Here is a 22,576-nt window from a genome sequence, read left to right as displayed (position 1 = left end):
TCCCAACTCGCAATGACGAGTGGATAGAGCTCTCTCCGTACGTCGAGCAGCTCAACTCGCGGGGGCTCCCCTCACCCGGAATTCGCGCTGCGCGCGGATTCCGACCTCTCCCGGCTGAAGAGCGAGGAGAGGTAAGGACTCACGCGCGCTTGCCGCCGTTCTTCTCGGCTGCGCGGCGCAGGGCTTCGGCGAGCGCGCCGCCGCCAGAGGACTCCTGCTTGCGCGGCGCCGACGATGTCATGCGGGCGGTGTTGCGTGAATTGTCGCGCTGCATGCCGGGCGCATCCTTCTTCTCGCCGACCTCGTCGTCGAGCCGCAGCGTCAGCGAGATGCGCTTGCGTGCGACCTCGAAGTCCAGCACCTTCACCTTGACGATGTCGCCGGGCTTCACCACCTCGCGCGGGTCCTTGATGAAGGTCTTCGACATCGCCGAGATGTGGACGAGCCCGTCCTGGTGCACGCCGATGTCGACGAAGGCGCCGAAGGCAGCGACGTTGGTCACAGTGCCCTCCAGGATCATGCCCTTCTTGAGATGCTTGATCTCCTCGACGCCTTCCTTGAACACCGCGGCCTTGAATGCCGGGCGCGGGTCGCGGCCGGGCTTTTCCAGTTCGCGCAGAATGTCGGTGACGGTCGGCAGACCGAATGTCTCATCGACATAGTCTTTCGGCTTCAGCGTGCGCACGATCTCGCTGTTGCCGATCAGTGCCTTGATATCGCTCTTGGTAGCGCTGAGAATCCGCCGCACCACCGGATAGGTTTCCGGATGCACGCCGGAGGCATCGAGCGGATCCTCGCCGCCGAGAATGCGCAAGAAGCCCGCGCACTGCTCGAACGCCTTCGGCCCGAGCCGCGGCACGTCTTTCAGCGCCTTTCGCGACTTGAACGGGCCGTTGGCGTCGCGATGCTGCACGATGCTCTGCGCGAGGCCCGAGCCTACACCTGACACCCGCGCGAGCAGCGGCGCGGAGGCGGTGTTGACGTCGACGCCAACGGCGTTCACGCAGTCTTCGACCACGGCATCGAGCGAGCGTGCGAGCTTGGCCTCGCCGAGATCGTGCTGATACTGGCCGACGCCGATCGCCTTGGGTTCGATCTTGACGAGCTCGGCGAGCGGATCCTGGAGGCGCCGGGCAATCGAGACCGCACCGCGCAGGGTGACGTCCATGCTCGGCAATTCCTGCGAAGCGAAGGCGGAAGCCGAATAGACCGACGCGCCGGCTTCCGACACCACGATCTTGGTCATCTTCAAGTCGGGCAGGCCCTTGACGAGGTCGGCCGCGAGCTTGTCGGTCTCGCGCGAGGCGGTGCCGTTGCCGATCGCGATCAGCTCGACGTGATGCTTCAGCGCCAGCTTGCCGAGGATCGCGAGCGCCTCGTTCCACTGCCGCTGCGGCTCGTGCGGATAGATCACGGCTGTATCGACCACCTTGCCGGTTGCGTCGATCACGGCAACCTTGACGCCGGTGCGGAAGCCGGGATCGAGCCCCATGGTGACGCGGGTGCCGGCGGGCGCGGCAAGCAAGAGGTCGCGCAGGTTCGAGGCGAACACGCGCACGGCCTCGGTCTCGGCCGCATTCCACAGCCGCATGCGCAGATCGATGTTGAGATGCACCTGGATCTTGGTGCGCCAAGCCCAGCGCACGGTGTCGATCATCCAGCGGTCGCCGGGCCGCTTGAGATCGGCGATGCCGAACCGCTTCATGATCTTCAGCTCATAGGCGCCCGGCACGCCAGGCGGCGGCGCCTCGGCCTCGGCCTGGATCTGGAGGTCGAGGATCTCTTCTTTTTCTCCACGGAACATCGCGAGGATGCGGTGCGAGGGCAGCTTGGTCAGCGGCTCGGAGAAATCAAAATAGTCCGCGAACTTCTCGCCTTCCGTCTTCTTGCCGTCGCGCACCTTGGATGCCATGCGCGCATTGGTCCACATCTCCTCGCGCAAAGCGCCAATCAGGTCGGCATCCTCGTCGAAACGCTCGACCAGGATGGCGCGGGCACCGTCGAGTGCGGCGGCGGCATCCGCGACGCCCTTCTCTGCGTTGACGAAGGCTTCGGCCACGATTTTCGGATCGTTGCCAGGCTCCGCCATCAGCTGGTTGGCAAGCGGCTCGAGGCCGGCTTCCCTGGCGATCTCCGCCTTGGTGCGGCGCTTCGGCTTGAACGGCAGATAGATGTCTTCCAAGCGCGCCTTGCTGTCGGCGGCGAGAATGGTGGCTTCCAGCGCCGCATCGAGCTTGCCCTGTTCGCGGACCGATTCGAGGATGGCCTTGCGGCGCTCTTCGAGCTCGCGCAGGTAAACCAGACGCTCCTCCAGGTTGCGCAATTGCGTGTCGTCGAGCGCACCGGTCGCTTCCTTGCGGTAGCGGGCGATGAAGGGAACCGTGGCGCCGCCGTCGAGCAGCGTCACCGCCGCCTCGACCTGCTCCGGGCGAACCCCAAGCTCCTGCGCAATTTTCAGGTTGATATTCGCCACGCGAGAACCCCTCTATCCAAGCACGCAACGCGGAAACCGAGACCGGGCCGCGGGACGCCGCTTATGGACCAACCAAGGTTGATTCATCAAGGTGCGGCGCGCAACCGTCGACAGAGGTTTTTTCTTGCGGGCGCGATGCGATCTCGCCACAATCGTGCGGGTATGGCGAACGTTGGTGACGTGAAGACTCTATCCCCTTGTCGTCCTGGCGAAAGCCGGGACCCATACCGCGGAATCTATCAATCTCAGTCGGTAGCAGTACCGAACGACGAGTCTTCGCCAAACTGCTCCCTGGGGTAATGGGTCCTGGCTTTCGCCTGCTCTCCAGCGACATCTACGCGAGCCGCCCAGACGCAAGCGACGCTACCAGGCCATGATCAAACTATTTTAGCGCCAATGGGGGCTTTCGCCAGGACGACAACGGGGATTGACAGCCGCCCCCGTTCGACGGCTGGTCTGTCCGCCGGGCCCCTGAACCCCACACGAGGACAATAATGCGGACGACATCGTTCGGCGTCATCAGGATCGCCACCAAGGGCCCCGGCGACGTGTCCGGCCTCATGAGCGTGATCGACTCCGGCGCGATCGATCCGGCATCGATCCTGGCGATCCTCGGCAAAACCGAGGGCAATGGCGGCGTCAATGATTTCACCCGGGAATACGCCGTTGCCGCGCTGTGCACGGCGCTGGCGCCTCATCTCGGCCTGACGCCGCACGAAGTCGAGCAGCGCATCGCCTTCGTGATGTCCGGCGGCACCGAGGGTGTGCTCAGCCCGCACATCACCGTATTCACGCGCCGGGAAGTCGGCGAACAGCCCGCAGGCATCTCCGGCAAACGCCTGAGCATCGGCATGGCGCACACGAGGGATTTCCTCCCCGAGGAGCTCGGCCGTTCCGCACAGATCGCGGAGACGGCCAAGGCGGTGAAGACCGCGATGGAGGATGCCGGGATCGCCGATCCCGCCGACGTCCATTTCGTGCAGATCAAGTGCCCGCTGCTGACCAGCGACCGTGTCGAGGCCGCAAGCGCGCGTGGCAACAAGACGGCGACGACCAGCGCCTACGGCTCGATGGCGTATTCGCGCGGCGCCTCCGCGCTCGGGGTTGCGGTCGCGCTTGGCGAGATCGCATCCGATATCGGCGACGAGGACGTGCTGCGGCGCTACGATTTGTTCTCGAAGGTCGCTTCGACCTCGGCCGGCATCGAGCTGATGCACAATGTCGTCATCGTGCTCGGCAATTCGGCGTCATCGGTGAGCGAATTCGAGATCGGGCACGCCGTGATGAGCGACGCCATCGACTCCGCCGCGGTGATCGCAGCGCTGAACAGCGTCGGACTCGGGATCGCGCCGCAGGCAACCGCGGGGCGCAAGTTCGTCAATATCTTCGCCAAGGCGGAGGCCTCGCCGAACGGCAGCGTGCGCGGCTTGCGCCACACCATGCTGGAAGACACCGACATCAGCTCGACACGCCACGCCCGCGCCGCGGTCGGCGGCCTGATCGCCGGCCTCGCTGGCACCAGTGCGGTCTACGTCTCCGGTGGCGCCGAGCACCAGGGGCCGGCCGGCGGCGGGCCGGTCGCGGTGATCGCAAAGCTCTCGAATTGATGCGTGCGCATGCAATGCCGGCTCGCAAACGACCCCTCCATCCGGCGCAACCCTGCCCTTCGCGCCGGCTCAGTTGATTAAACTGTTCCTGTGCGAAACTAAGATGGTGGCGCACGAAGAGGTTTGGACCGCATGACTTTGCCGATGAGCTGGAACGAATGGGCGCAGCACGATGGCGTGGGGCTGGCGGCGCGCGTCCGCAAGGGCGAGCTCACGGCGAAGGACTTGGCGCGCCAGGCCGCCGCCGGCGTCGCCAAAGTCAATCCGGCGCTGTCGGGCGTGGTCGAGCTGTTCGAGGACGTGATCGCCGACCCGGCCAAGGACGGCGCCAATCTTGCCGGTGTTTTCGCCGGCTTGCCCTTCCTGATGAAGGATTTGGGGCCAACCATGAAAGGGCGGCTTCAGGAGATGGGCTCGCTGCTGATGCGCGGCAATCGCGCCGCCGCCGACACGTTCCTGACTGGTAAATTCCGTCAGGCCGGGCTGAACCTGATCGGACGGACGACGACGCCGGAGTTCGGCGTGTGCAGCTCGGCGGACAATCCCGCCGTTTATGTCACGCGCAATCCTTGGGACACCGACTACACCACCTGCGGCTCGTCGGCGGGTAGCGCGGCGATGGTCGCGGCCGGCGTGGTGCCGATCGCGCATGCAACCGACGGCGGCGGCTCGATTCGCATTCCCGCCGGCGTCAACGGCAATATCGGGCTGAAGGTCTCGCGCGGCGTGTTCTCGCTGGCCCCGCACATGTCGGACCTCACCGGCCTCGTCTCGATCCAGGGCTGCCAATCGCGCTCCGTGCGCGACACCGCCGCCTTTGTCGACCACGCCCGCGGCCCCGCTCCCGGCGAGTTTATGCCGTTCTGGACCACGGCGCAGCCCTACGGCGAGATGATCAAGCGCGATCCCGGCAAGCTTCGGATTGCGCTGTCGCACACCTGGGGCGACTACACCGCGACGCCGCACATCGCCGCCGAGCTGGCCAAGGCCGGCCGTTTCCTCGAAGGCCTCGGTCATCACGTCGACTATGCCCTGCCCGAGCTCGACTTCCGCGCCGCATTCGAGGCGCAGACCACCTGCTACATCAGCAACTTTGCCGTGGTGATCGCCAACGTGCTCGCTGCGCGCGGACTGGAGCGGCCGCCGGAAGATCTCATCGAGCCCGTCAACGTCCGGATCTGGGAAGCAGGCCGGCACACAAGCTTTGCCGAGCGCGCAAAGATGCAGGGCGTGTTCAACACGACGTCGCGCAGCTTCGGTGCGTTCTTCGAGCAGTGGGACGTGATCCTGACGCCGATCACCGCGTTGCCGACGCCGAAGGTCGGGACGAAAGAGTTTCTCACCATCTCCGACAATCCTGACGTGCTCGACTGGTTCGGCAATCTCTGGCGCAACTTTGCGTTTACGCCGCTCGCCAATCTCTGCGGCATGCCCGCGATCTCGATGCCGATGGCGACCCACGAGCACGGCCTGCCGCTCGGCATCCAGGCCATTGCAAAACAGGCGAATGACGGCCTGCTGCTGCAACTTGCTGCGCAGATCGAGCGCGCGCTCGACGGCAAGTGGAACGACGGCAAGAAGCCGAAGGTGCATGTGACGAACGGGTGAGTGCTCATGGCTTCGACTTAGGCGTCTCAGCCGGCGGCCAAATGCCCGTTGCTTTCGTATATTCAGTTTTCATTCGATCGAATGTCTGAGGCCCAATCAATCCATCGGCATTCATGTTCTGCGATGCTTGAAAATCGATGATCGCTTTGCGGTAGGCGTCGTTCCACTCATCATCGATCGCTCCTTGATAGGTGCCAACACGCGACAGGATCATCTTGCCCTGCCGCACTGGAATCAGTCCGGACAGGCCGAGGAAGTCCGGAAGCGTTTTCGGATTGGCGGCCAGCTTGGCGATTTTCTCAGAGTTGAATTGGTTGATCAGCCCGGCATCGACTAGGAATTTAAGATTTTGCGCGGCCTCATCCTTATTCGGGACCGCCAACGCCTTTGCGATCAAGGAAAATTCGAACTTCTCGCGCTCGAGTCTGGTATTCCAGAAGCCTTGCAAGACTGCTCCGGTGCCCGTTCCGATCAGGCCGACCAAGGTTAGCAGCAAAGGTGACGTGAGCCAGGATGGCGTGACAGATCTGTGTTCCTGATCCGGCATGAGAGCCTCCAGTCCGCGGGTCTTCGATCGAGACTAGCGCAGGCCGCGAGCTTACGGTAGTGGACCGGCAATGTTACACGTTACCGGTGTCCCTGCGCTTTTCCCGAGTCGATCGCAACGGGCCAGTTCCCAGGCGTTGAAGTGCAGCCTCAATTCTTCACCGCCGGAATCTCTTCCGTCGGCTGCTGCCGCCCCTGCTGATACATCGCGAGCGCCTTGTCGAGCGCTTCGCGCAGCGCCAGCGCCGCGGCCACGCTGCAGCGCAGATGAGCGGTCTGGACCACGTCGACCCTGACGGCGGCGCCGACCGGCATCAAGAGGTTCGCGGCGAGCTCAATCTGGATCGCACCGTTGTGATGGCCGAAGCAGGAGGCGCCGTCGAAATAGACGATGGGCGCCCGCTCCGCGCTGGAGCTCGAAATGGTGACGGGACCCTGGCTGGTGGCGGGCGTCTCGGGATCGGCCATGGGCACTCCTTGGCAAGCAGTGGACGAACAGGACGTCCACCATCGTTGCTTCGCCCGGCTCTGTCGAGGCCAAACCGCCCTGGCGGACCAGGCTTAGACGGCGCATGCGAGGTTTTGCGTGGCGCTCGGCACTGGTCTAGAACGTCACCATGTCCACCTCTCCGACCACGCTCCCGTTCGAGGAACTCGCCGAGGCCATCCAGGGCCGCCGCTCCGACTACGGCCATATCAGCGGTCTCCAGCTTGACCGGTTCGCGCCGGGCGAGGCCTGGTCGAGCCTGCCCTACCGGCCCGTGTTCGTCGGCGACACCGAGACCGGCGTGCTGCATGGCGGCGTCGTCACGGCGATGCTGGACGAGAGCTGCGGCATGGCGGTGCAGCTCGCGCTCGACGGCACAAGCGCGATCGCGACGCTGGATCTGCGCATCGACTACCAGAAACCGGCGACCCCGGGCCTCGACATCAAGGCGCATTCGGTCTGCTATCGCACCACCCGCTCGATCGCGTTCGTGCGCTCCACCGCCTATCAGGAATCCGAGGGCGATCCGGTGGCGACCGCGACCGCCTGCTTCATGATCGGCGCCAATCGCACCAACATGCTGGCGGACGGCAGGATGGATTCGCGCAACATCCCGACGCTGGATGCGCCGGAGGATCCGGACGGCGCGTTCGCGAGCAGCCCGTTCGCGCGCTGGCTTGGCATCCGCATCAACGACGACGGCACGCTGATGATGCCGTTCTCGCCAAAGATCATCGGCAATCCAATCCTGCCCGCGATCCATGGCGGCATGACCGGGGCCTTGCTCGAGACCACAGCGATCGTCGGCGTGAGGCGCGAGCTCGGGATCGCCGCACTACCAAAACCGATCGGACTCACTGTCAACTATTTGCGTTCCGGCCGCGCGCTGGACAGCTTTGCCAATGTCTCGATCGTCAAGCAGGGCCGGCGCATCGTCGCCTTCGAGGCGCGGGCCTGGCAGGACGATGCGAATAGGCCGATCGCCTCCGCCTTCGGTCATTTCATGCTGCGCCCGACGCCCGGAAGCGACGAGGAATAGGCGTATTTTACTTGACGGACGGGGTTTGCGGCCACAACGATAGTGCGTATCCTGCGAGAGGAATTGGGTTGCGGCATCCGCTCGACATCGTCGCCATGTTCGCCGCCATCTGGCTGTTGGCAGCGATGATGCTCGACGCGCTGACGCCGAAGGAGCTGACGACGGTCATGATCGGCATCGCGATCGGGCCAGCCATCGTCATCACCGCCGTGTTCTACTATCTCCGCTGTCCGCGCCTGGATTTCGCGGTGATGTTCGCCGCGCTCTGGCTGATCTCCGACATCGCGATTGCCTTCATCTCGCCGAAGCAACTGCCGCATTTCCTGATCGCGCTGGGCTTCGTCCCGGCGCTGCTGATCGGCATCGTGCTGCATTGGCAACGCTTCCAGCGCCGCGACGAGCAGCTGCCTCAACCCTCGGCCAAGCGCAGCTAGCGCATGATCGCGGTTTAGCGCGGCAGCAGATTCGTCTTGGCGAGGTCAACGACCTCGTCGCCGCGGCCGTTCATCACGGCGCGCAGGACCCAGAGGCTGAAGCCCTTGATCTGCTCGGGCGTAATCGTCGGCGGCATCGACAGCTCCTGCTTGGCGGTGACGACGTCGAGCAGCGCCGGCCCGTTGTGCGCCAGGATCTCCTGCATGGCGCCCGGGAGCTCGCCGGGATCCTCGACGCGTTTGGCGAAGATGCCCATCGCGCGCGCCATCGCCGCGAAATCCGGGTTCTGAAGATCCACATTGGTGTCGACGAAGCCGGCAGCCTTCATTTCCAGCGCAACGAAGCCGAGCACGCCGTTGTTGAAGACGACGACCTTCACCGGCAGCTTCATCTGCGTCAGCGTGATCAGGTCGCCCATCAGCATGGTGAAGCCGCCGTCGCCCGACAGGGAGATCACCTGCCGGCCGGGTTGCGAGGCCTGCGCGCCGATCGCCTGCGGCATGGCGTTGGCCATCGAGCCGTGCACGAACGAGCCGACCAGCCGGCGGCGGCCGTTCATGTCGAGATAGCGCGCGGCCCACACCGTCGGCGTGCCGACATCGGCGGTGAACACGGCATCGTCGGAGGCGTGGTCGCTGATGACCTTCGCCAGATATTGCGGATGGATCGGCTTACTCCCCGGCGTGCCCTTGGCCAGCGAGTCGAGGCCTTCGCGCGCTTTCTTGTAGTGCCCGATTGCGTCATCGAGATGCTTGCGCTGCGTCTTGCTCTTGAGGAGCGGCAGCAGCGCCTCGATGGTCAGCTTGACATCGCCGACGACGCCGAGATCGATCTTGCAGCGCCGACCAAGATTTTCCGGACGGATGTCGATCTGCGCGACCTGGCAGTCGGTCGGAAAGAACTGCTTGTAGGGGAAATCGGAGCCGAGCATCACCAGGGCGTCGCAGGCGTGCATGGCGGCGTAACCGGAGGAGAAGCCGATGAAGCCGGTCATGCCGACATCATAAGGATTCTCGTATTCGACATGCTCCTTGCCGCCGAGCGCATGCACGATCGGGCTCTTCAGGGCTTCGGCAAACTGCATCAGCGGCGCATGCGCCCCGGCGCAGCCGCGGCCGCAGAACAGCGTGACACGCGCGGCGCCGTTCAGGAGGTTGGCGAGCGCCTTCAGCTCGCCCTCCGCCGGCACGATCTTCGGCGCCGACAGCGCAAGGCCGCGCGTCGTCGACAGCGCGCGCTTCGGCGGTGCACGGAAGGCGACATCGCCGGGCATGCCGACGACGGCAACGCCGCGCAAGCCGACAGCGGCGCGGATGGCGTTTTCGAGCACGTAAGGAAGCTGGCTCGGGTCCGAGACCAGCTCGCAATAATGGCTGCATTCCCGGAACAGGTTTTGCGGATGGGTTTCCTGGAAATAGCCGCTGCCGATCTCGGCGGTGGGAATCTGGGCGGCGATCGCCAGCACGGGAACCCGGCTGCGATGCGCGTCGAACAGGCCGTTGATCAGATGCAGATTGCCCGGGCCACAGGAGCCGGCGCAGACCGCAAGGCTGCCCGTCATCTCGGCTTCACCAGCCGCGGCAAAGGCCGCGACCTCCTCGTGGCGAACATGCACCCATTCGATCGTACGACGGCGCCGCAGCGCTTCGGTTAGAGCATTCAGGCTGTCGCCGACAATGCCGTAGATCCGCTTGACGCCGGCCTGTTCGAGCGTTGCCGCGAACAGATCGGCCACGTTGTTGATCGCCATGTCGGTCTCCTGCTGTCCCGCGCCACATTGTACGATGCTGAAACATCAACATCGCGACAATATGAGGGACAACAGACCAGGCAGGATCACGGCTTGTTTATTGCCGGCTCAGTCTTTCGCAATCGCCCGATCGTAAGCGGCGATCGTCGCCCTGGCGCGGGCCGCGACATCGGCGGCCGTCATGCCGGGCTTGTAGAGGCTGCTGCCGAGCCCGAACGCCGTCACGCCGCCGTTGATGTATTCCGAAAAATTCTGATCGGAGACACCACCGACGGCGGCGATCATCACGCCGGCCGGAAGCACGGCGCGGATCGCGGCAATGCCGGATGCGCCGAGCACGCTCGCGGGAAAGAATTTCAGGCTCGACGCTCCTGATCGCGCCGCAAGCAGCGCCTCGGTCGGCGAGAACACGCCCGGCATCGTCACCATGCCGTGTTGATGCGCGCGCGCCAGCACCTCGGTGTCGACATTCGGCGAGACCATGAGCTTACCGCCGACATCGTGAAGTCGATCGACATCCTGCGCCGTCAGCACCGTCCCGGCACCGATCAGGACGCCGGCCGGCGCTTGCTTCGCGGCGGTCGCGATGGAACGAAATGGATCCGGCGAGTTCAGGGGAATCTCGATTGCGGTCATGCCGGCCTCGATGAGCACGCCGACGACGGCCTCGGTTTCCTCGGGCTTCACGCCGCGCAGGATTGCGACCAGCGGCCGCTTCATCGGCGGAAAGGGAACGCTCATGTCAAAATTCCTTCTATCTTGTCCAGATCGCGGCAGCCGCCATCGACAGACCGCGGCGAACGGCTTCATCGGCCTCGAGCGGTGCGGCGCTCACCGACAGTGCGTCAAAGGCCAGCCGATACAGCATCGCCAGCCGTCCCGACGCGACCAGTGTGATGCCCGCTTTCGGCACAGTGCGGGAGAGGCCTGCCGCCAGCTCGATGCCGATCAGCGTGCCCGAAACCGTCTCGCGCGCCGCGGCCGGCGTACCGCCGAACAGGAGCTGCCGCGACCGCGCGCGAAACAGCAGGTTGGCTGCGTAGGCCGGCGCTTCGAACGCGGCGATCACGGCCGCCTTGAAGCTCGCGACGTCCTCGGCCTCGTCGGCACCGGCCACCGCAAGCGACAAGATCGTCTCGCGCGACACCACGCTGAAGAGCTCGCCGGTCATGAAAGTCGAAAATTGCTCGACGGTGCCATTGTTCACACGCACCCACTTCGAATGCGTGCCGGGCATGCAGACCAGCGCCTCACCCGGGGCATCGAGGCCGAGCGCGCCGAGCAATTGGGTTTCCTCGCCGCGCATTACATCCGGCGTATTGGGATCCCGCTGCGCGATGCCCGGCAGAATGCGGATGTCGCGAACCTCGCCAGGCACGCGCGCGGCCTGCTGCAGGATGGCCGAGAGCGGCGCCGGCGTGTCGACATAGCCGGCCTCAACCCAGCCAGTGCGGGCACCGGCCATGCCGCAAACCAGAACGGGCAGATGATCCGGCGCCTCGACCGCAGCAAGATGCGATTGCAGCACCGCGGCGAAGCCAGCCTTGGCCGCAGCCAGCATGCCCTCGCCGCTGCGGCGTTCGGCCAGGACGTCGCCGGCGCGATCGATCAGCCACAGCCGAAAACTGCTGGTGCCCCAGTCCACCGCGACATAGGCGGGTTCAGTCATATCGCTTCTCGTCTCACCAACGGGACGCCGTCTCGCGACAATGAGACGACGACTGCAAATCTGCCCCGAGATATCGGCAATTGCCGGCGCAAACCAGCATTTTCTCGCATCTTCGAGGCATTGGTGGGCTGGCACACCGCTTGCTCAAGTCTCCTCGATCACGTCCGTGAACCGCGCAACAAGACGCGTCAACATCAGATGAGGAAACCCATGGAGATCGGCTATTTCACGATGCCTTCGCACCCGCCGGAGTGCGGCCTGAAAGAAGGGAACGACTGGGACCTGCAAGTCATGCGCTGGCTCGACGAGCTCGGCTATCAGGAGGCTTGGGTCGGCGAGCACCACACCGCGCCGTGGGAACCCAATCCCACCCCGGACCTGCTGATCGCGCAGGCGCTGATGCAGACCAAGAATATCCGCATCGGACCGGGCGGCTTCCTGCTGCCCTATCACCACCCCGCCGAGCTCGCCAACCGCGTCGCCATGCTCGACCATCTCTCCGAGGGCCGGCTCAATTTCGGCGTCGCGGCGTCGGGCCTGCCGAGCGACTGGGCGATGTTCAACGTCGACGGCATGAGCGGGCAGAACCGCGACATGACCCGCGAGGCGCTGGAGATCATCCTGAAGCTTTGGTCCGATCCTGCGCCCTTCACCTACAAGGGCAAGTACTGGACGGTGACCAAGCCGGACACGATGTTCGATTTCCTCAAGCCCCACATCAAGCCGTTGCAGGCGCCGCATCCGCCGATCGGGGTTGCCGGGCTCTCCAAGAACTCGGACACACTAAAGCTCGCCGGCGAGCGCGGCTTTATCCCGATGAGCCTCAACCTCAACCCGGCCTATGTCGGCAGCCATTGGGACTCGGTCGAGATCGGCGCCGCCAAAACCGGACGCAAGCCGAACCGCCAGGACTGGCGGCTGGTGCGCGAGGTGTTCGTCGCCGACACCGACGCGGAGGCCTGGAAGCTCTCCACCGGCGACATGATGGGCCGGATGATGAGCGAATACTTCCTGCCCCTGCTCGGCCATTTCGGCTTCAAGGATTATCTCAAGCACGCGCCCGACGTGCCCGACAGCGACGTCACTGTCGAATATTGCGCCAAACGGAACTGGATCGTCGGCTCGCCCGCAACCGTCGCCGAGAAGATCGAGAAGATCTACGACGAGGTCGGCGGCTTCGGCGTGCTCCTGGTGTTCGGCTTCGACTACAAGCACAAGGCAGAAGCCTGGCACCACTCGCTTTCGCTGCTCAAGAACGAGGTAATGCCGCGGCTGGCGCATCTCGGCTCCGCGAAGAAGGCGGCTTGACCGGAAACGGGTGCGGCGCGACCGTGCCGCACCCGCTTCATTTTCGGAGGCTCAGGCGTGAGCATCGATGCAAAGGATTTCAAGCAGGCGATGCGCCAATGCGCCGGCGCCGTCGCCCTGGTGACGGTGGGGGCCGAGCACGGCACCCGCACGGGGCTGACGGTGACGTCGGCCTGCTCACTGTCGGACAATCCGCCCTCGCTGATCGTTTGCGTCAACCGCAACGCCAGTGCGCACGCGCGCATCCGCGAGGAAGGCGCTTTTGCAATCAACTTCCTGCACGAGGATCACGCGCTGCTGGCGCTGACCTTCAGCGGTCAGAAGGGCGTCAACGGCGACGACCGTTTTGCCTTCGGCCAGTGGACGCGCGGCGCAACCGGCGCGCCGGTGCTGACGGATGCGGTCGCCGCGTTCGACTGCGTACTGGCTCAGGAATTCGAGACCAGGACGCATTCGATCTTCGTCGGCGAGGTGAGTGGCGTGTCGCACGCGACGGAAGCGACCCCGCTCGTCTATCTCCGCAGCAGTTTCCACACCCCGCGCGAGATGCGCGGCACCGTAACCGTCGGCGATCTCGACTCGCGGCATCTGAGCTGGAGCGATTTTTCTTAGCCGCGCGCACTGCCGTTCCCTTCTCCCCTTGTGGGAGAAGGTGGCGCGAAGCGCCGGATGAGGGGTTCTCTCCTCGTACACAGGGGCGGTGGATTCGCGGAAGCAGACCCCTCACCCGTTTCGCCGCTGCGCGGCGATCCACCCTCTCCCACAAGGGGAGAGGGGAAGAAAAAGCGCCGCTGGCAAGAGCCGTTGTGCGCTACTGCGCGGCCTCGATCTTCAGCGTCTTGATCTTGCGATACAGCGTCGCGCGGCTGAGCTTCAGCGCTCGCGCCGCCTCAGTTACCCGGCCGCCATGCTTGCGCAGTGCTTCCGTGATCGTCGCGCGTTCCGTTGCCGCGAGGTCCGGCTCCGCCCTTCCACCGAACGGCGGCAGATCGAGATCGGCATCGGTGATGATACCATTCTCCGCCGTGCAGCCGGCGAGCCGCAGCAAGTGGCGGAGCTGGCGCATGTTGCCGGGATACGGATAGGTCGAGAGCAGCGACCAGGCTTCCTGCGAGAGCCGGCAAAACGGCGCCTCCTCGCTCGCGATCTGGCGGATGACGTCGTCCCGGTCCGCGCGTTCGCGCAGTGCCGGCAATCGCACTTCCAAGCCGCGCAGGCGAAAATATAGGTCGGCGCGGAAGGCGCCCTCCTCCGCCATGCGACCGAGATCACGATGGGTGGCGCTGATCAGGCGGATGTCGACCGGCATCGGCTTGAGCGCGCCGAGCGGCCAGACCTCGCGGTTCTCCAGCACGCGAAGCAGACGGGTCTGCAGCGCGATCGGCATGTCGCCGATCTCGTCCAGGAATAGCGTGCCGCCGTCGGCCTGCACGATCAGGCCTTTCGAGCCGTCGCGCCGCGCGCCGGTGAAGGCGCCGGCCTCGTAGCCGAACAGTTCGGCGTCGATCAGGCTTTCCGGCATCGCCGCGCAGTTCAGCGCGACGTAGTTGTTGCGCGCGCGGTTGCTAGCCGCGTGAATGGCGCGCGCAAAGACATCCTTGCCGACCCCGGTCTCGCCATGCAACAGCACCGGCAGATTGTGGTCGCCGATGCTTCTGAGCCGCTTCACGCTCTTGATCAGACCGGGATCGCGGCCGGCGAGCCGGTGCAGGGCGTCGAAGCGGTCGACCGGACCCTCGCGGCGCGACGCAATCGGGCGCGCGGACGACCTGGCGCGCAACGGCGGCGTGATATGGCCCTGACCCATCGAGCTGCCATCAGCGCGGCGCAGCTCGACCGGAGCGTCGGTGCCGCGTGCGGCCTGATGATCGAACTTGATGTAGCGCGACAGATCGATGCCTGATGCGATCAGTCCGTCGGTGAGGCCCAGCAGCGCACGCGCCGACCGGCAAGCGCCGACGATGCGGCGGTCGTCGTCATAGGCGAGCAGGCCGCTGCCACCGTCCCCCGGCACGGTCGCGATCCAGGCATTGCGGAAATGGCCGCGGAAGATCGCGGCCTCGATCCGCCGCGCCGCTTCGATGGCCACTGCCAGCGCGAGCTGGTGCGCGGTGCGGCTAAGGTCATCGCGGCAGGACGTGATGTTGACGGCACCGGCGAGGCGACCAGCCTCATCGAACAACGGAGTGACCGCGCAGGAAAACATGCTCCATTGCGCACGGAAATGTTCGTCGCGATGCACAAGGATCGGCTTCTGCTCGGCCAGCGCCGTGCCGAGCCCATTGGTGCCTTCGAAGGCCTCGGAAAAATTCGAGCCGGTGTAGACTTTCCAGCGCATGAAGATCTCGGTATCGGCGGCGCCGGGCAGCCGACTCCAGAGCATCGTGGCGCTGGGGTCGGCGAGATTGACGCAATAGCCGGCGTCACGCAGCACGCGGGCGAGATCCTCCAGTTCCGGCGTTGCCTGCCGGATCAGTTGCTCCATCGGCTCGGCGACGTGCCGGACCTCCGCTTCGGTCAGCGTCTGCGGCGGACCCTGACGGGCGGGATCCAGCTTGTGGCTGATCAGGCAGCGCCGCCAGGAACTGGCGATCCGCGAAGAGGAATCGACATCGGCCACATGACTGGCGACGGACAAGACCCGGGCGACATGGTTCGAGGCCGAAAGGCTGGCCATCGCGGACGTCTCCACCCTGTATTATTGTGCAAAGTCTGGCACCACAGGCAGGGATGTCAATTGGGAACCGGGAACGGGCAGAGCGCAATCAAATTGCTGCACCGCCCTCACCACGTATCGATGCAGGGCCGCTTCTTCGCTGTCCTCGCAGGCGCCTTCGGCACCGAGCGCAGGCCCGCCATGATCCAGCGCCGCGTCTCTGCGGGGTCGATGACGTTGTCGATCTCGAACACGGACGCGATCGAGACCGCCTTGCCGTTGGCATAGAGCTCGGCGACCTTGTTGCGGTAGTAGGTCTCGCGCTCGGCTGGATCGGCGATCGCCTCCATCTCCTTGCGGAAGCCGAGGCGGACATAACCCTCGAGACCCATGCCCCCGAACTCGCCGGTCGGCCAGGCCGCGGTGAAGAACGAGGCATGGAAGCCGCCGCCGATCATCGACTGCGCGCCGAGCCCATAGCCCTTGCGCAGCACGATGCCGAACAGCGGCACGGTGAGGCTCGCCCCGGTGACGAACATGCGGGAGACGTGGCGCACGATCGCGGTCTTCTCGGCTTCGGGCCCGACCATGAAGCCGGGCGTGTCGCAGAGCGAGACGATGGGCAGGTCGAAGGCGTCGCAGAGCTGGAGGAAGCGCGCGGCCTTGTCGCCGGCGTCGGCATCAATCGCGCCGCCGAGATGGCGCGGATTGTTGGCGATCAGGCCGAACGGCTTGCCTTCGATGCGGATCAGCGCCGTGACCATCCCGACGCCGTAGTCGCGGCGCAGCTCCAGCACGGAGTTCTTGTCCGCTACGAGATCGATTACGCTGCGGATGTCGTAGACCCGCAGGCGGTTCTCCGGAATCGCGCGGCGCAGCAGACGCTGGTCGGCAGCCTGCCACTCTGTCACCGCGCCCTGGAAATAGGACAGGTACTTCTGCGCGACCCGCGTCGCCTCCTCCTCGTCCTCGACCAGGATGTCGATGACGCCGTTCGGGGACTGGAACGAGACCGGGCCGACCTCGGCCGGGTGATAGACGCCGAGGCCGCCGCCCTCGATCATGGCAGGGCCGCCCATGCCGATCGAGGCATTCCCTGTGGCAATGATGACGTCGCAGCAGCCGAGCATCGCGGCGTTGCCGGCAAAGCAATAGCCGGAGACGATTCCGATCACAGGCACAAGGCCGGAGAGCCTTGCGAACTGCACGAAGGACGGGCCGTCGAGGCCGGTCATGCCGAGCCGGTCGGTGTCGCCGGGCCGACCGCCGCCACCTTCGGCGTAGAACACCAGGGGGACGCGCCAGTCTTCCGCAAGCGTCAGCATGCGATCGATCTTCTTGTGGTTCATGTGGCCCTGCGTGCCCGCGAGCACGGTATAGTCGTAGGCCACGACCATGCAGCGCGCGCCCTCCGGTCCGAACTTCTCAGCATTCACCGTCGCTACGCCCATGACGAGGCCATCGGCCGGCGTGTTCTTGATGAGATCGTCCAGCTTGCGGCGGCGCCGCTGCGCCGCGATCGCGAGGCTGCCGTATTCCATGAACGAGTTTTCGTCGACGAGCTGCGCGACGTTCTCGCGCGCGGTGCGCTGGTTGGTGTTGCGGCGGCGCTCGACCGAGGCGGGCCGGTTCGCATCGAGCGTGTTGGCCTGGCGCGCGATCAGCTCGGCGAGATCGGGGCGGATGTGATCGAGGTCCACATCGGCTTTCGCCGCCGACGCATCGGCCGCGACGTCGAGCGGTTCGAGATAGAGAATCGGCTCGCCATGCATCAGCGTGACACCGTCGCCGGCAAGAAGCTTCATGACGCGGCCGCCCTGCTCGGCCATGACCAGATGTTCCATCTTCATGGACTCGATTACGGCAAGCTGCTGGCCCGGACGCACGATCTCGCCCTCCCTCACCTGAATGGTGACGATGGTTCCTTGCAGAGGTGCAGCGACCATCACTGCGCCTTCAGGCACTTGTCCGACGAGGTGCGCTTCGGTCCTCGGACCGCCGCTTCGCTCTGTCGCAGCAAAGTAGAGCGGCTTGGCCGCGCCATCGGCCGCCTCCACGAGCTTCGCGATATTGCGATCGATGAAGTCGGTCGCGATGCGGTTGGCCGCGAAATCGGGATGCGACAGCACGGCCTGGAGGAAGCCGATGTTGGTGACCACGCCGTCGATCCGAAACTCGCGCAAGGCGCGCCAAGCCTTGGCGACCACATCGTGCCAGGCATCGCCCGGCGTATGCACGATGACCTTGGCGAGCAGCGAGTCGAACGCGGCGCTGGTTTGGTAGCCGGCATAGCCGAAACTATCGACGCGGACGCCGGGTCCAGAAGGCGGCTCGAACACGGCGAGCACGCCGCCGGTCGGATGCGTCGCGCCAGTCTCGTCCAGCGTCTCCATGTTGACGCGAAGCTGCATCGCATAGCCGCGCGGCTTTGGAATTGCGCTTTGCGCCAGACCGAGCGAGGCCAGCGAAGCGCCTGCAGCGACCGCGAGCTGGGCGCGGACGAGATCGAGGCCGAGCACTTCCTCGGTAACGGTGTGCTCGACCTGGAGCCGCGGATTGGCCTCGATGAAGGCAAAGCTGTCATCCGCGCTGCCATCGACCAGGAATTCGAACGTACCGAGATTGTCGTTGGACGCCGCCGCCGCAAGCTGCTTCGCCGCCTCGATGATGCGCCCGCGAAAGGCTTCGCCCAGCGAGGGACTCGGCGCGACCTCGATCAGTTTCTGGTGCCGGCGCTGGATGGTGCATTCACGCTCCCAGAGATGACTGATCGCGTTATGACGATCGCCGATGATCTGCACCTCAATGTGGCGCGCCTGCCTGATCAGGCGTTCGGCATAAACGCCGTCGAATCCGAACGCCGCCTTGGCCTCGGACTGGCAGCGCGCATAGGCTTCCGCAAGATCGGGAGCGTTCCCGACGACGCGCATGCCGCGGCCGCCGCCGCCGGCCATCGCCTTGATCACGATCGCTGCGTTGCCGCCGAGCGAAGCGAAGAAGGCCGCGATCTCGTCCAGCGTCGATGGGCCGCTGGTGCCGGCGACAATCGGCACACCGCAGCGCTTAGCGAGCTGGCGCGCCGCGACCTTGTCGCCGAACAGCTCCAGCGCGGCCGCCTTCGGCCCGACGAAGGCAAGACCTTCGGCGGCGCAGGCCTTTGCGAACGTCGCGTTCTCGCTGAGAAAGCCGTAACCGGGATGCACGGCATCGCAGCCGGCACCCTTCGCCGCCGTCACCACGGCCTCGATGTCGAGATACGCGCGGGCACCGCGGCCGGGGATTTCGACCGCCTCGTCGGCAATGCGCACGTGCAGCGACAGCGCATCGTCGGCGGGATGGATCGAAACCGTCGCGATGCCGGCATCGGCCGCCGCGCGCGCGATGCGGATGGCGATCTCGCCCCGATTGGCGATCAGGAGTTTCTTGAACGACATGCAGTGGTCTCCATGCCTGCAAGCAAGCGCGACGGCAGGTTCTGTCATCCTGCTTCTTCACTTTGGCCGCAGCCGTCAAGAGAGAGGAAGCCGGTCGCCACGGCCGGTCCCGCGGGCCGGAATATCAGCTGGCCGTACGGGCTGCGATGAGGCGAATAATCCGCGCCACGGCAGACGGGATCGGGGCGATGACCGGCATGGCGAACATCGTCTGAAGCTCGCGCGCGGCCTCGCCGAGCGGCCCGCCGCCGATGATCACCGCCTCGGCCCCGTCCTGCGCGATGCAGGCCTCAACCGCACCGGCGAGGGCTGCACAGAGTTGCGCGGGGTCGCGCATCAGGTCTTGCGGATCGCCTTCGGCAAGGTGGGTGCCGGTATAGCCGGACCGCAATCCCAGCGCGTCTGGCAAGGCGTCGATCTTCGATTTGAGCAGCGGCGTCGTGGTCGCCACGCCGAAACGGCGGCCATTCGCTCCGGCTTCCAGCATCGACGACTCGCCGATGCCGACCGCTAGCGGGCCCGTGGCTGCCCTGATCGCATTTAGGCCGGGATCGCCGAATGCCGCAACGATGATGCCGTCGCATGCACGCTCGCGCGCCTGTGCAATCTCGGCAACTTCAGGCGCTGCCGCCTCAAGCGCGTCCGGCGTCACGATCATCTGCGGCGCGCGGCTTGCGGTGGCGCCGACGATGTCGAAGCCGTCCGTCATTGCAGATTTGGCGATGGCGACCATCATTGCGGTGGTCGCCTCGCGGCAGTTGGGATTGATCAGAAGGATGCGCGTGCGCCGACCGGAATTGGGAGCCATCCTCCTGCTATACTAGGCCGCCCGTACGCCGGCAACGAAGGTGCTGACTTCGTCCTGGAGCGATTGCAGCTTCTGCGTCAGCCGGCCGCTCGATTGCAATACGAGGCCGGCGGCCTGGCCGGTCTCCGCCGTCGCGTCGGTGACGCCGGAGATGTTCCGCGAGACCTGGTCGGTGCCGGAGGCCGCTTCCTGCACGCTGTGGGCGATCGCCTGCGTCGCGGTGCCCTGCTCCTCGACCGCGGCTGCGATCGAGGACGAGATCTCGTTGACCTCCATGATGGTGCTGCGGATGCTTTCGATGTTGCCGACGACCTGGTTGGTCTCGGCCTGGATCGCCGAGATCTGCGCGCCGATCTCGTCGGTGGCCTTCGCGGTCTGGCTCGCCAGCGACTTCACCTCGCTTGCGACCACGGCAAAGCCCTTGCCGGCTTCGCCGGCGCGCGCTGCCTCGATGGTGGCATTGAGCGCGAGCAGATTGGTCTGGGAGGCGATCTGGTTGATGAGATCGATCACCTCGCCGATCTTATGCGCGGCGGCGGCAAGCCCCTGCACGGTGTCGTTGGTGCGTTGGCCATCGGCAGCGGCCTTGTCGGCTACACTTGCTGCCTGCGCTACGCGCTGGCTGATCTCGGAGATCGAGGATGACAATTCGCCGGCGGCGGAGGCCACGGTCTGCACGTTGCTCGAGGCCTGCTGACAGGCGGTGGCGACGAAGGAGGCACGCTCCGTTGCCTTGTTCGCGGTTTCCGACATACCCCGCGCGGCCTGCTGCATCTCCCGCGCCTCGTTGAAGACGTCGCGGACGACGGACTGAACGCTCACCTCGAACCTGCCGGCGAGATCGGCCATCGTCCTGCGCTTCTCGTCGTCGGCCTTGCGCTTCAGCTCGTCCTGCTCTGCATGCATCTGGCGTACCGCCGACGCATTGTCCTTGAAGACGGCAAGCGCCTTGGCGAGCCCGCCGACCTCGTCACGGCGATGGGTGTAGGGCACATCGAACGCGCCGTCGCCGGCGGCGAGGCGTTCAGTGAGCGCAGTGATCTTAGCCAGCGGCCGGGTGACGCTGCGGCCGATCACGAAGGAGCAGCCGAGAACAAGTGTTAGTACCGCAAGGCACACCAGGGCGAGCGTCATGGCATTCTCACGGAAGGCGGCGTCGACGTCGTCGAGATAGATGCCGGTACCGATGATCCAGCCCCAGGGCGCAAAGCCCTTAACATAGGAGATCTTGGCCACCGGCTGCTCGAAGCCGGGCTTGGGCCAGAGATAGCTGTAGAAGCCCGCGCCCTGCTTTTTCACGACGTCGACGAAGCCCATGAATAGCGCATTGCCGGAGGGATCCTTCATTCCGGAGAGATCCTTGCCGTCGAGCTCAGGCTTGATCGGATGCATGACCATCTTGGGTGTCAGGTCGTTGATCCAGAAATACTCGACCTTGTCGTAACGCAGGCTCTTGATCTCCCCGATCGCGGCGGCCTGCGCCTGCTCGCGCGTCAACTTTCCCTCGCTTTCGAGCTTCTGGAGATGCGCCAGAATGCCGTAGCCGACGTCGACCATATGCTGCGTCTTGGCCTGGCGATCGGCGACCATCTGGCTCCGCAGGGTCGAGAGCGCAATTGGCGCCAGCGCGATCATGCCGACAAGGCTGATGGCAACGATCAGAACCAGCTTGAAACTGATGCGGGAAAAAATCATTCGGTGCTCGCATGAATTGGCAATGCAGATATGCCAGTTTATGCTGAACGCCTTAGCAAAGCCTTAAGCATTCGGGTTCCCGAATTCCCCGCAAATATTACGCGAACAGTCCCTCGCTCGCCGGCGAGAGCCGCCGGTGCGAGGCTTGCGCCCCGATTGAATGATTCCAATCAGGCGTCCTTCCTCCTCCGAATCTAGAAGACTTCGATATCGGCCTTCTGCGCGTTGACTTGGGCAAGGCTCTGGCAGAACGATCGGCAAAGATATCCAGCGCCAGCCGCGGTGCTCGCGTAGCCAAAGGCCGAAGGCTCCATGCATCAATCGACACACGCAAAATCCCTCGACCTCCCCACGTTGAGCGCAGCGGAGCGGCTGTTCATCTGGGGTTTCCGGGCCAAGGCTCACAGCGGAAGCGCCGTTCCGACCGCAGCCGATATCCAGCAAGTGTATGACCATTTTCGTGTCGGCGATGCCGTGCCCTCGCTCGAAGCGCTGATCGAGATCTTCGCATGCACGGCCCACACCGCCATCGAGGTTCACTGCCCCATTTGTCCGCGCGTGTCGGACAGCGAGCACGGCATCCTGCGGGCGATCGTCGCCGCGCAGCAGGACCGCGTTGATGTCGCGCGCGAACAGTTCGCGTGCTGGCTCTCGACCGCAGGCGCGGATTGGGCACTGCACCCCGTCCGGGGACTCGCAACGATCTTCCGCACGGCCGGTCTCGTCCTCCCGGACCGGCAGGTTCAATCGCGCGCCCCCGATTGGACGATGGCGATGAAGAGCTGGCCTGTGGGAAGTCCCACGTTGCATTGACGAGATCATCGATGATCCACAATTCTTGCGGACGAGACGCAATCGGATGAGACTGCTCGCGGTGGCGCGCCGCAGGGATGCCGGTGAGCTGGAGGCGGTCGTGCGCGAGATGACGCGCGATCTCGACATGCTGAAGGTCGATGTCGACGTGATCGACACGATGATCCGGCTGCGCGGCGCGCACGGTGCTCCGCCGGTCCACAGGGACGAGACTGTCGAGAAGCCGGCCGAGCCGGAGGGGGAGTGAT

The 22,576-nt window shown here is 65.2% G+C and carries 18 protein-coding genes; 8 read left to right on the top strand and 10 right to left on the bottom strand.

Features of this window, described 5'->3' with window-relative positions; translation table 11 throughout:
• Positions 1-139 precede the first annotated feature (139 nt).
• Positions 140-2,473, bottom strand: a complete 2,334-nt coding sequence (locus FXV83_RS24595; protein ID WP_148742027.1) for a Tex family protein — start codon at positions 2,471-2,473, stop codon at positions 140-142.
• Positions 2,474-2,967: 494 nt separating this feature from the next.
• On the opposite strand from FXV83_RS24595, the gene atzD reads away from it, so the two are divergent.
• Positions 2,968-4,080 (top strand): cyanuric acid amidohydrolase, encoded by a 1,113-nt coding sequence (gene atzD, locus FXV83_RS24585; protein ID WP_148742025.1) that lies wholly within the window; start codon positions 2,968-2,970, stop codon positions 4,078-4,080.
• A gap of 132 nt (positions 4,081-4,212) precedes the next feature.
• A complete protein-coding gene (locus FXV83_RS24580) occupies positions 4,213-5,688 on the top strand; it encodes an amidase (protein WP_187436128.1) in 1,476 nt (491 codons plus the stop codon).
• A 4-nt stretch (positions 5,689-5,692) separates the two neighbouring features.
• Here the strand turns inward: FXV83_RS24580 and FXV83_RS24575 are convergent, their stop codons facing one another.
• Together FXV83_RS24575 and FXV83_RS24570 are read right to left on the bottom strand one after the other, a co-directional pair.
• A complete protein-coding gene (locus FXV83_RS24575; protein WP_148742023.1) occupies positions 5,693-6,235 on the bottom strand; it encodes a peptidoglycan-binding domain-containing protein in 543 nt (180 codons plus the stop codon).
• Positions 6,236-6,384: 149 nt separating this feature from the next.
• Positions 6,385-6,702 carry a hypothetical protein gene (locus tag FXV83_RS24570; protein WP_148742021.1) on the bottom strand — a complete coding sequence of 106 codons (318 nt, stop codon included), beginning with the start codon at positions 6,700-6,702 and terminating at the stop codon, positions 6,385-6,387.
• Between the two features lie 149 nt (positions 6,703-6,851).
• Here FXV83_RS24570 and FXV83_RS24565 point away from each other — a divergent pair, with 149 nt between their 5' ends.
• Complete coding sequence (locus FXV83_RS24565) at positions 6,852-7,760, top strand: PaaI family thioesterase (protein ID WP_148742020.1); 909 nt, start codon at positions 6,852-6,854, stop codon at positions 7,758-7,760.
• 68 nt (positions 7,761-7,828) lie between these two features.
• Positions 7,829-8,194: a hypothetical protein gene (locus FXV83_RS24560; protein ID WP_187436127.1), complete on the top strand. Its 366-nt coding sequence runs from the start codon at positions 7,829-7,831 to the stop codon at positions 8,192-8,194.
• Positions 8,195-8,208: 14 nt separating this feature from the next.
• Here the strand turns inward: FXV83_RS24560 and poxB are convergent, their stop codons facing one another.
• The 3 genes from poxB to FXV83_RS24545 all read right to left on the bottom strand — a co-directional run bounded on the left by poxB (position 8,209) and on the right by FXV83_RS24545 (position 11,614).
• Entirely contained in the window at positions 8,209-9,945 is a 1,737-nt protein-coding gene (gene poxB / locus FXV83_RS24555; protein WP_148742018.1) for a ubiquinone-dependent pyruvate dehydrogenase, read from the bottom strand.
• 108 nt (positions 9,946-10,053) lie between these two features.
• Positions 10,054-10,686 carry a 2-dehydro-3-deoxy-6-phosphogalactonate aldolase gene (locus tag FXV83_RS24550; protein ID WP_148742016.1) on the bottom strand — a complete coding sequence of 211 codons (633 nt, stop codon included), beginning with the start codon at positions 10,684-10,686 and terminating at the stop codon, positions 10,054-10,056.
• A 13-nt stretch (positions 10,687-10,699) separates the two neighbouring features.
• The gene (locus FXV83_RS24545) at positions 10,700-11,614 is read right to left on the bottom strand and encodes a 2-dehydro-3-deoxygalactonokinase (RefSeq protein ID WP_148742013.1); all 915 of its coding nucleotides are present in this window, start codon (positions 11,612-11,614) and stop codon (positions 10,700-10,702) included.
• Between the two features lie 210 nt (positions 11,615-11,824).
• Between FXV83_RS24545 and FXV83_RS24540 the strand changes: the two genes are divergently transcribed.
• Together FXV83_RS24540 and FXV83_RS24535 are read left to right on the top strand one after the other, a co-directional pair.
• On the top strand, positions 11,825-12,922 hold the full coding sequence (locus FXV83_RS24540; protein WP_148742011.1) for an LLM class flavin-dependent oxidoreductase: 1,098 nt from the start codon (positions 11,825-11,827) through the stop codon (positions 12,920-12,922).
• A 57-nt stretch (positions 12,923-12,979) separates the two neighbouring features.
• Positions 12,980-13,534 carry a flavin reductase family protein gene (locus FXV83_RS24535; RefSeq protein ID WP_148742009.1) on the top strand — a complete coding sequence of 185 codons (555 nt, stop codon included), beginning with the start codon at positions 12,980-12,982 and terminating at the stop codon, positions 13,532-13,534.
• A gap of 199 nt (positions 13,535-13,733) precedes the next feature.
• Here the strand turns inward: FXV83_RS24535 and FXV83_RS24530 are convergent, their stop codons facing one another.
• The 4 genes from FXV83_RS24530 to FXV83_RS24515 form a co-directional block, all read right to left on the bottom strand.
• Positions 13,734-15,599: a sigma-54-dependent Fis family transcriptional regulator gene (locus FXV83_RS24530; protein WP_187436126.1), complete on the bottom strand. Its 1,866-nt coding sequence runs from the start codon at positions 15,597-15,599 to the stop codon at positions 13,734-13,736.
• 107 nt (positions 15,600-15,706) lie between these two features.
• Complete coding sequence (locus FXV83_RS24525) at positions 15,707-19,012, bottom strand: acetyl-CoA carboxylase family protein (RefSeq protein WP_148742004.1); 3,306 nt, start codon at positions 19,010-19,012, stop codon at positions 15,707-15,709.
• A gap of 124 nt (positions 19,013-19,136) precedes the next feature.
• Complete coding sequence (locus tag FXV83_RS24520) at positions 19,137-19,820, bottom strand: aspartate/glutamate racemase family protein (RefSeq protein ID WP_148742002.1); 684 nt, start codon at positions 19,818-19,820, stop codon at positions 19,137-19,139.
• A gap of 12 nt (positions 19,821-19,832) precedes the next feature.
• A complete protein-coding gene (locus tag FXV83_RS24515) occupies positions 19,833-21,515 on the bottom strand; it encodes a methyl-accepting chemotaxis protein (RefSeq protein ID WP_148742000.1) in 1,683 nt (560 codons plus the stop codon).
• Between the two features lie 312 nt (positions 21,516-21,827).
• Here FXV83_RS24515 and FXV83_RS24510 point away from each other — a divergent pair, with 312 nt between their 5' ends.
• Together FXV83_RS24510 and FXV83_RS24505 are read left to right on the top strand one after the other, a co-directional pair.
• Positions 21,828-22,328, top strand: coding sequence for a hypothetical protein (locus FXV83_RS24510; RefSeq protein ID WP_148741980.1), 501 nt, complete (start codon positions 21,828-21,830; stop codon positions 22,326-22,328).
• 46 nt (positions 22,329-22,374) lie between these two features.
• On the top strand, positions 22,375-22,575 hold the full coding sequence (locus FXV83_RS24505) for a hypothetical protein (protein WP_148741978.1): 201 nt from the start codon (positions 22,375-22,377) through the stop codon (positions 22,573-22,575).
• Position 22,576: the final 1 nt, after the last annotated feature.

Origin of the sequence: Bradyrhizobium hipponense (assembly GCF_008123965.1) — a bacterium.
Lineage (GTDB): Bacteria > Pseudomonadota > Alphaproteobacteria > Rhizobiales > Xanthobacteraceae > Bradyrhizobium > Bradyrhizobium hipponense.
Note: the sequence above shows the minus strand (reverse complement) of the source record. Positions and strands in the feature narration are given on the sequence as shown.

What these genes read in the sequence shown, in the direction of transcription:
- atzD (WP_148742025.1), top strand. Translation starts at nt 2,968, where the DNA reads ATGCGGACGACATCGTTCGGCGTCATCAGGATCGCCACCAAGGGCCCC.
- FXV83_RS24580 (WP_187436128.1), top strand. Translation starts at nt 4,213, where the DNA reads ATGACTTTGCCGATGAGCTGGAACGAATGGGCGCAGCACGATGGCGTG.
- FXV83_RS24575 (WP_148742023.1), bottom strand. Translation starts at nt 6,235, where the DNA reads ATGCCGGATCAGGAACACAGATCTGTCACGCCATCCTGGCTCACGTCA.
- FXV83_RS24570 (WP_148742021.1), bottom strand. Translation starts at nt 6,702, where the DNA reads ATGGCCGATCCCGAGACGCCCGCCACCAGCCAGGGTCCCGTCACCATT.
- FXV83_RS24565 (WP_148742020.1), top strand. Translation starts at nt 6,852, where the DNA reads ATGTCCACCTCTCCGACCACGCTCCCGTTCGAGGAACTCGCCGAGGCC.
- poxB (WP_148742018.1), bottom strand. Translation starts at nt 9,945, where the DNA reads ATGGCGATCAACAACGTGGCCGATCTGTTCGCGGCAACGCTCGAACAG.
- FXV83_RS24550 (WP_148742016.1), bottom strand. Translation starts at nt 10,686, where the DNA reads ATGAGCGTTCCCTTTCCGCCGATGAAGCGGCCGCTGGTCGCAATCCTG.
- FXV83_RS24545 (WP_148742013.1), bottom strand. Translation starts at nt 11,614, where the DNA reads ATGACTGAACCCGCCTATGTCGCGGTGGACTGGGGCACCAGCAGTTTT.
- FXV83_RS24540 (WP_148742011.1), top strand. Translation starts at nt 11,825, where the DNA reads ATGGAGATCGGCTATTTCACGATGCCTTCGCACCCGCCGGAGTGCGGC.
- FXV83_RS24530 (WP_187436126.1), bottom strand. Translation starts at nt 15,599, where the DNA reads ATGGCCAGCCTTTCGGCCTCGAACCATGTCGCCCGGGTCTTGTCCGTC.
- FXV83_RS24525 (WP_148742004.1), bottom strand. Translation starts at nt 19,012, where the DNA reads ATGTCGTTCAAGAAACTCCTGATCGCCAATCGGGGCGAGATCGCCATC.
- FXV83_RS24520 (WP_148742002.1), bottom strand. Translation starts at nt 19,820, where the DNA reads ATGGCTCCCAATTCCGGTCGGCGCACGCGCATCCTTCTGATCAATCCC.
- FXV83_RS24515 (WP_148742000.1), bottom strand. Translation starts at nt 21,515, where the DNA reads ATGATTTTTTCCCGCATCAGTTTCAAGCTGGTTCTGATCGTTGCCATC.
- FXV83_RS24510 (WP_148741980.1), top strand. Translation starts at nt 21,828, where the DNA reads ATGCATCAATCGACACACGCAAAATCCCTCGACCTCCCCACGTTGAGC.
- FXV83_RS24505 (WP_148741978.1), top strand. Translation starts at nt 22,375, where the DNA reads ATGAGACTGCTCGCGGTGGCGCGCCGCAGGGATGCCGGTGAGCTGGAG.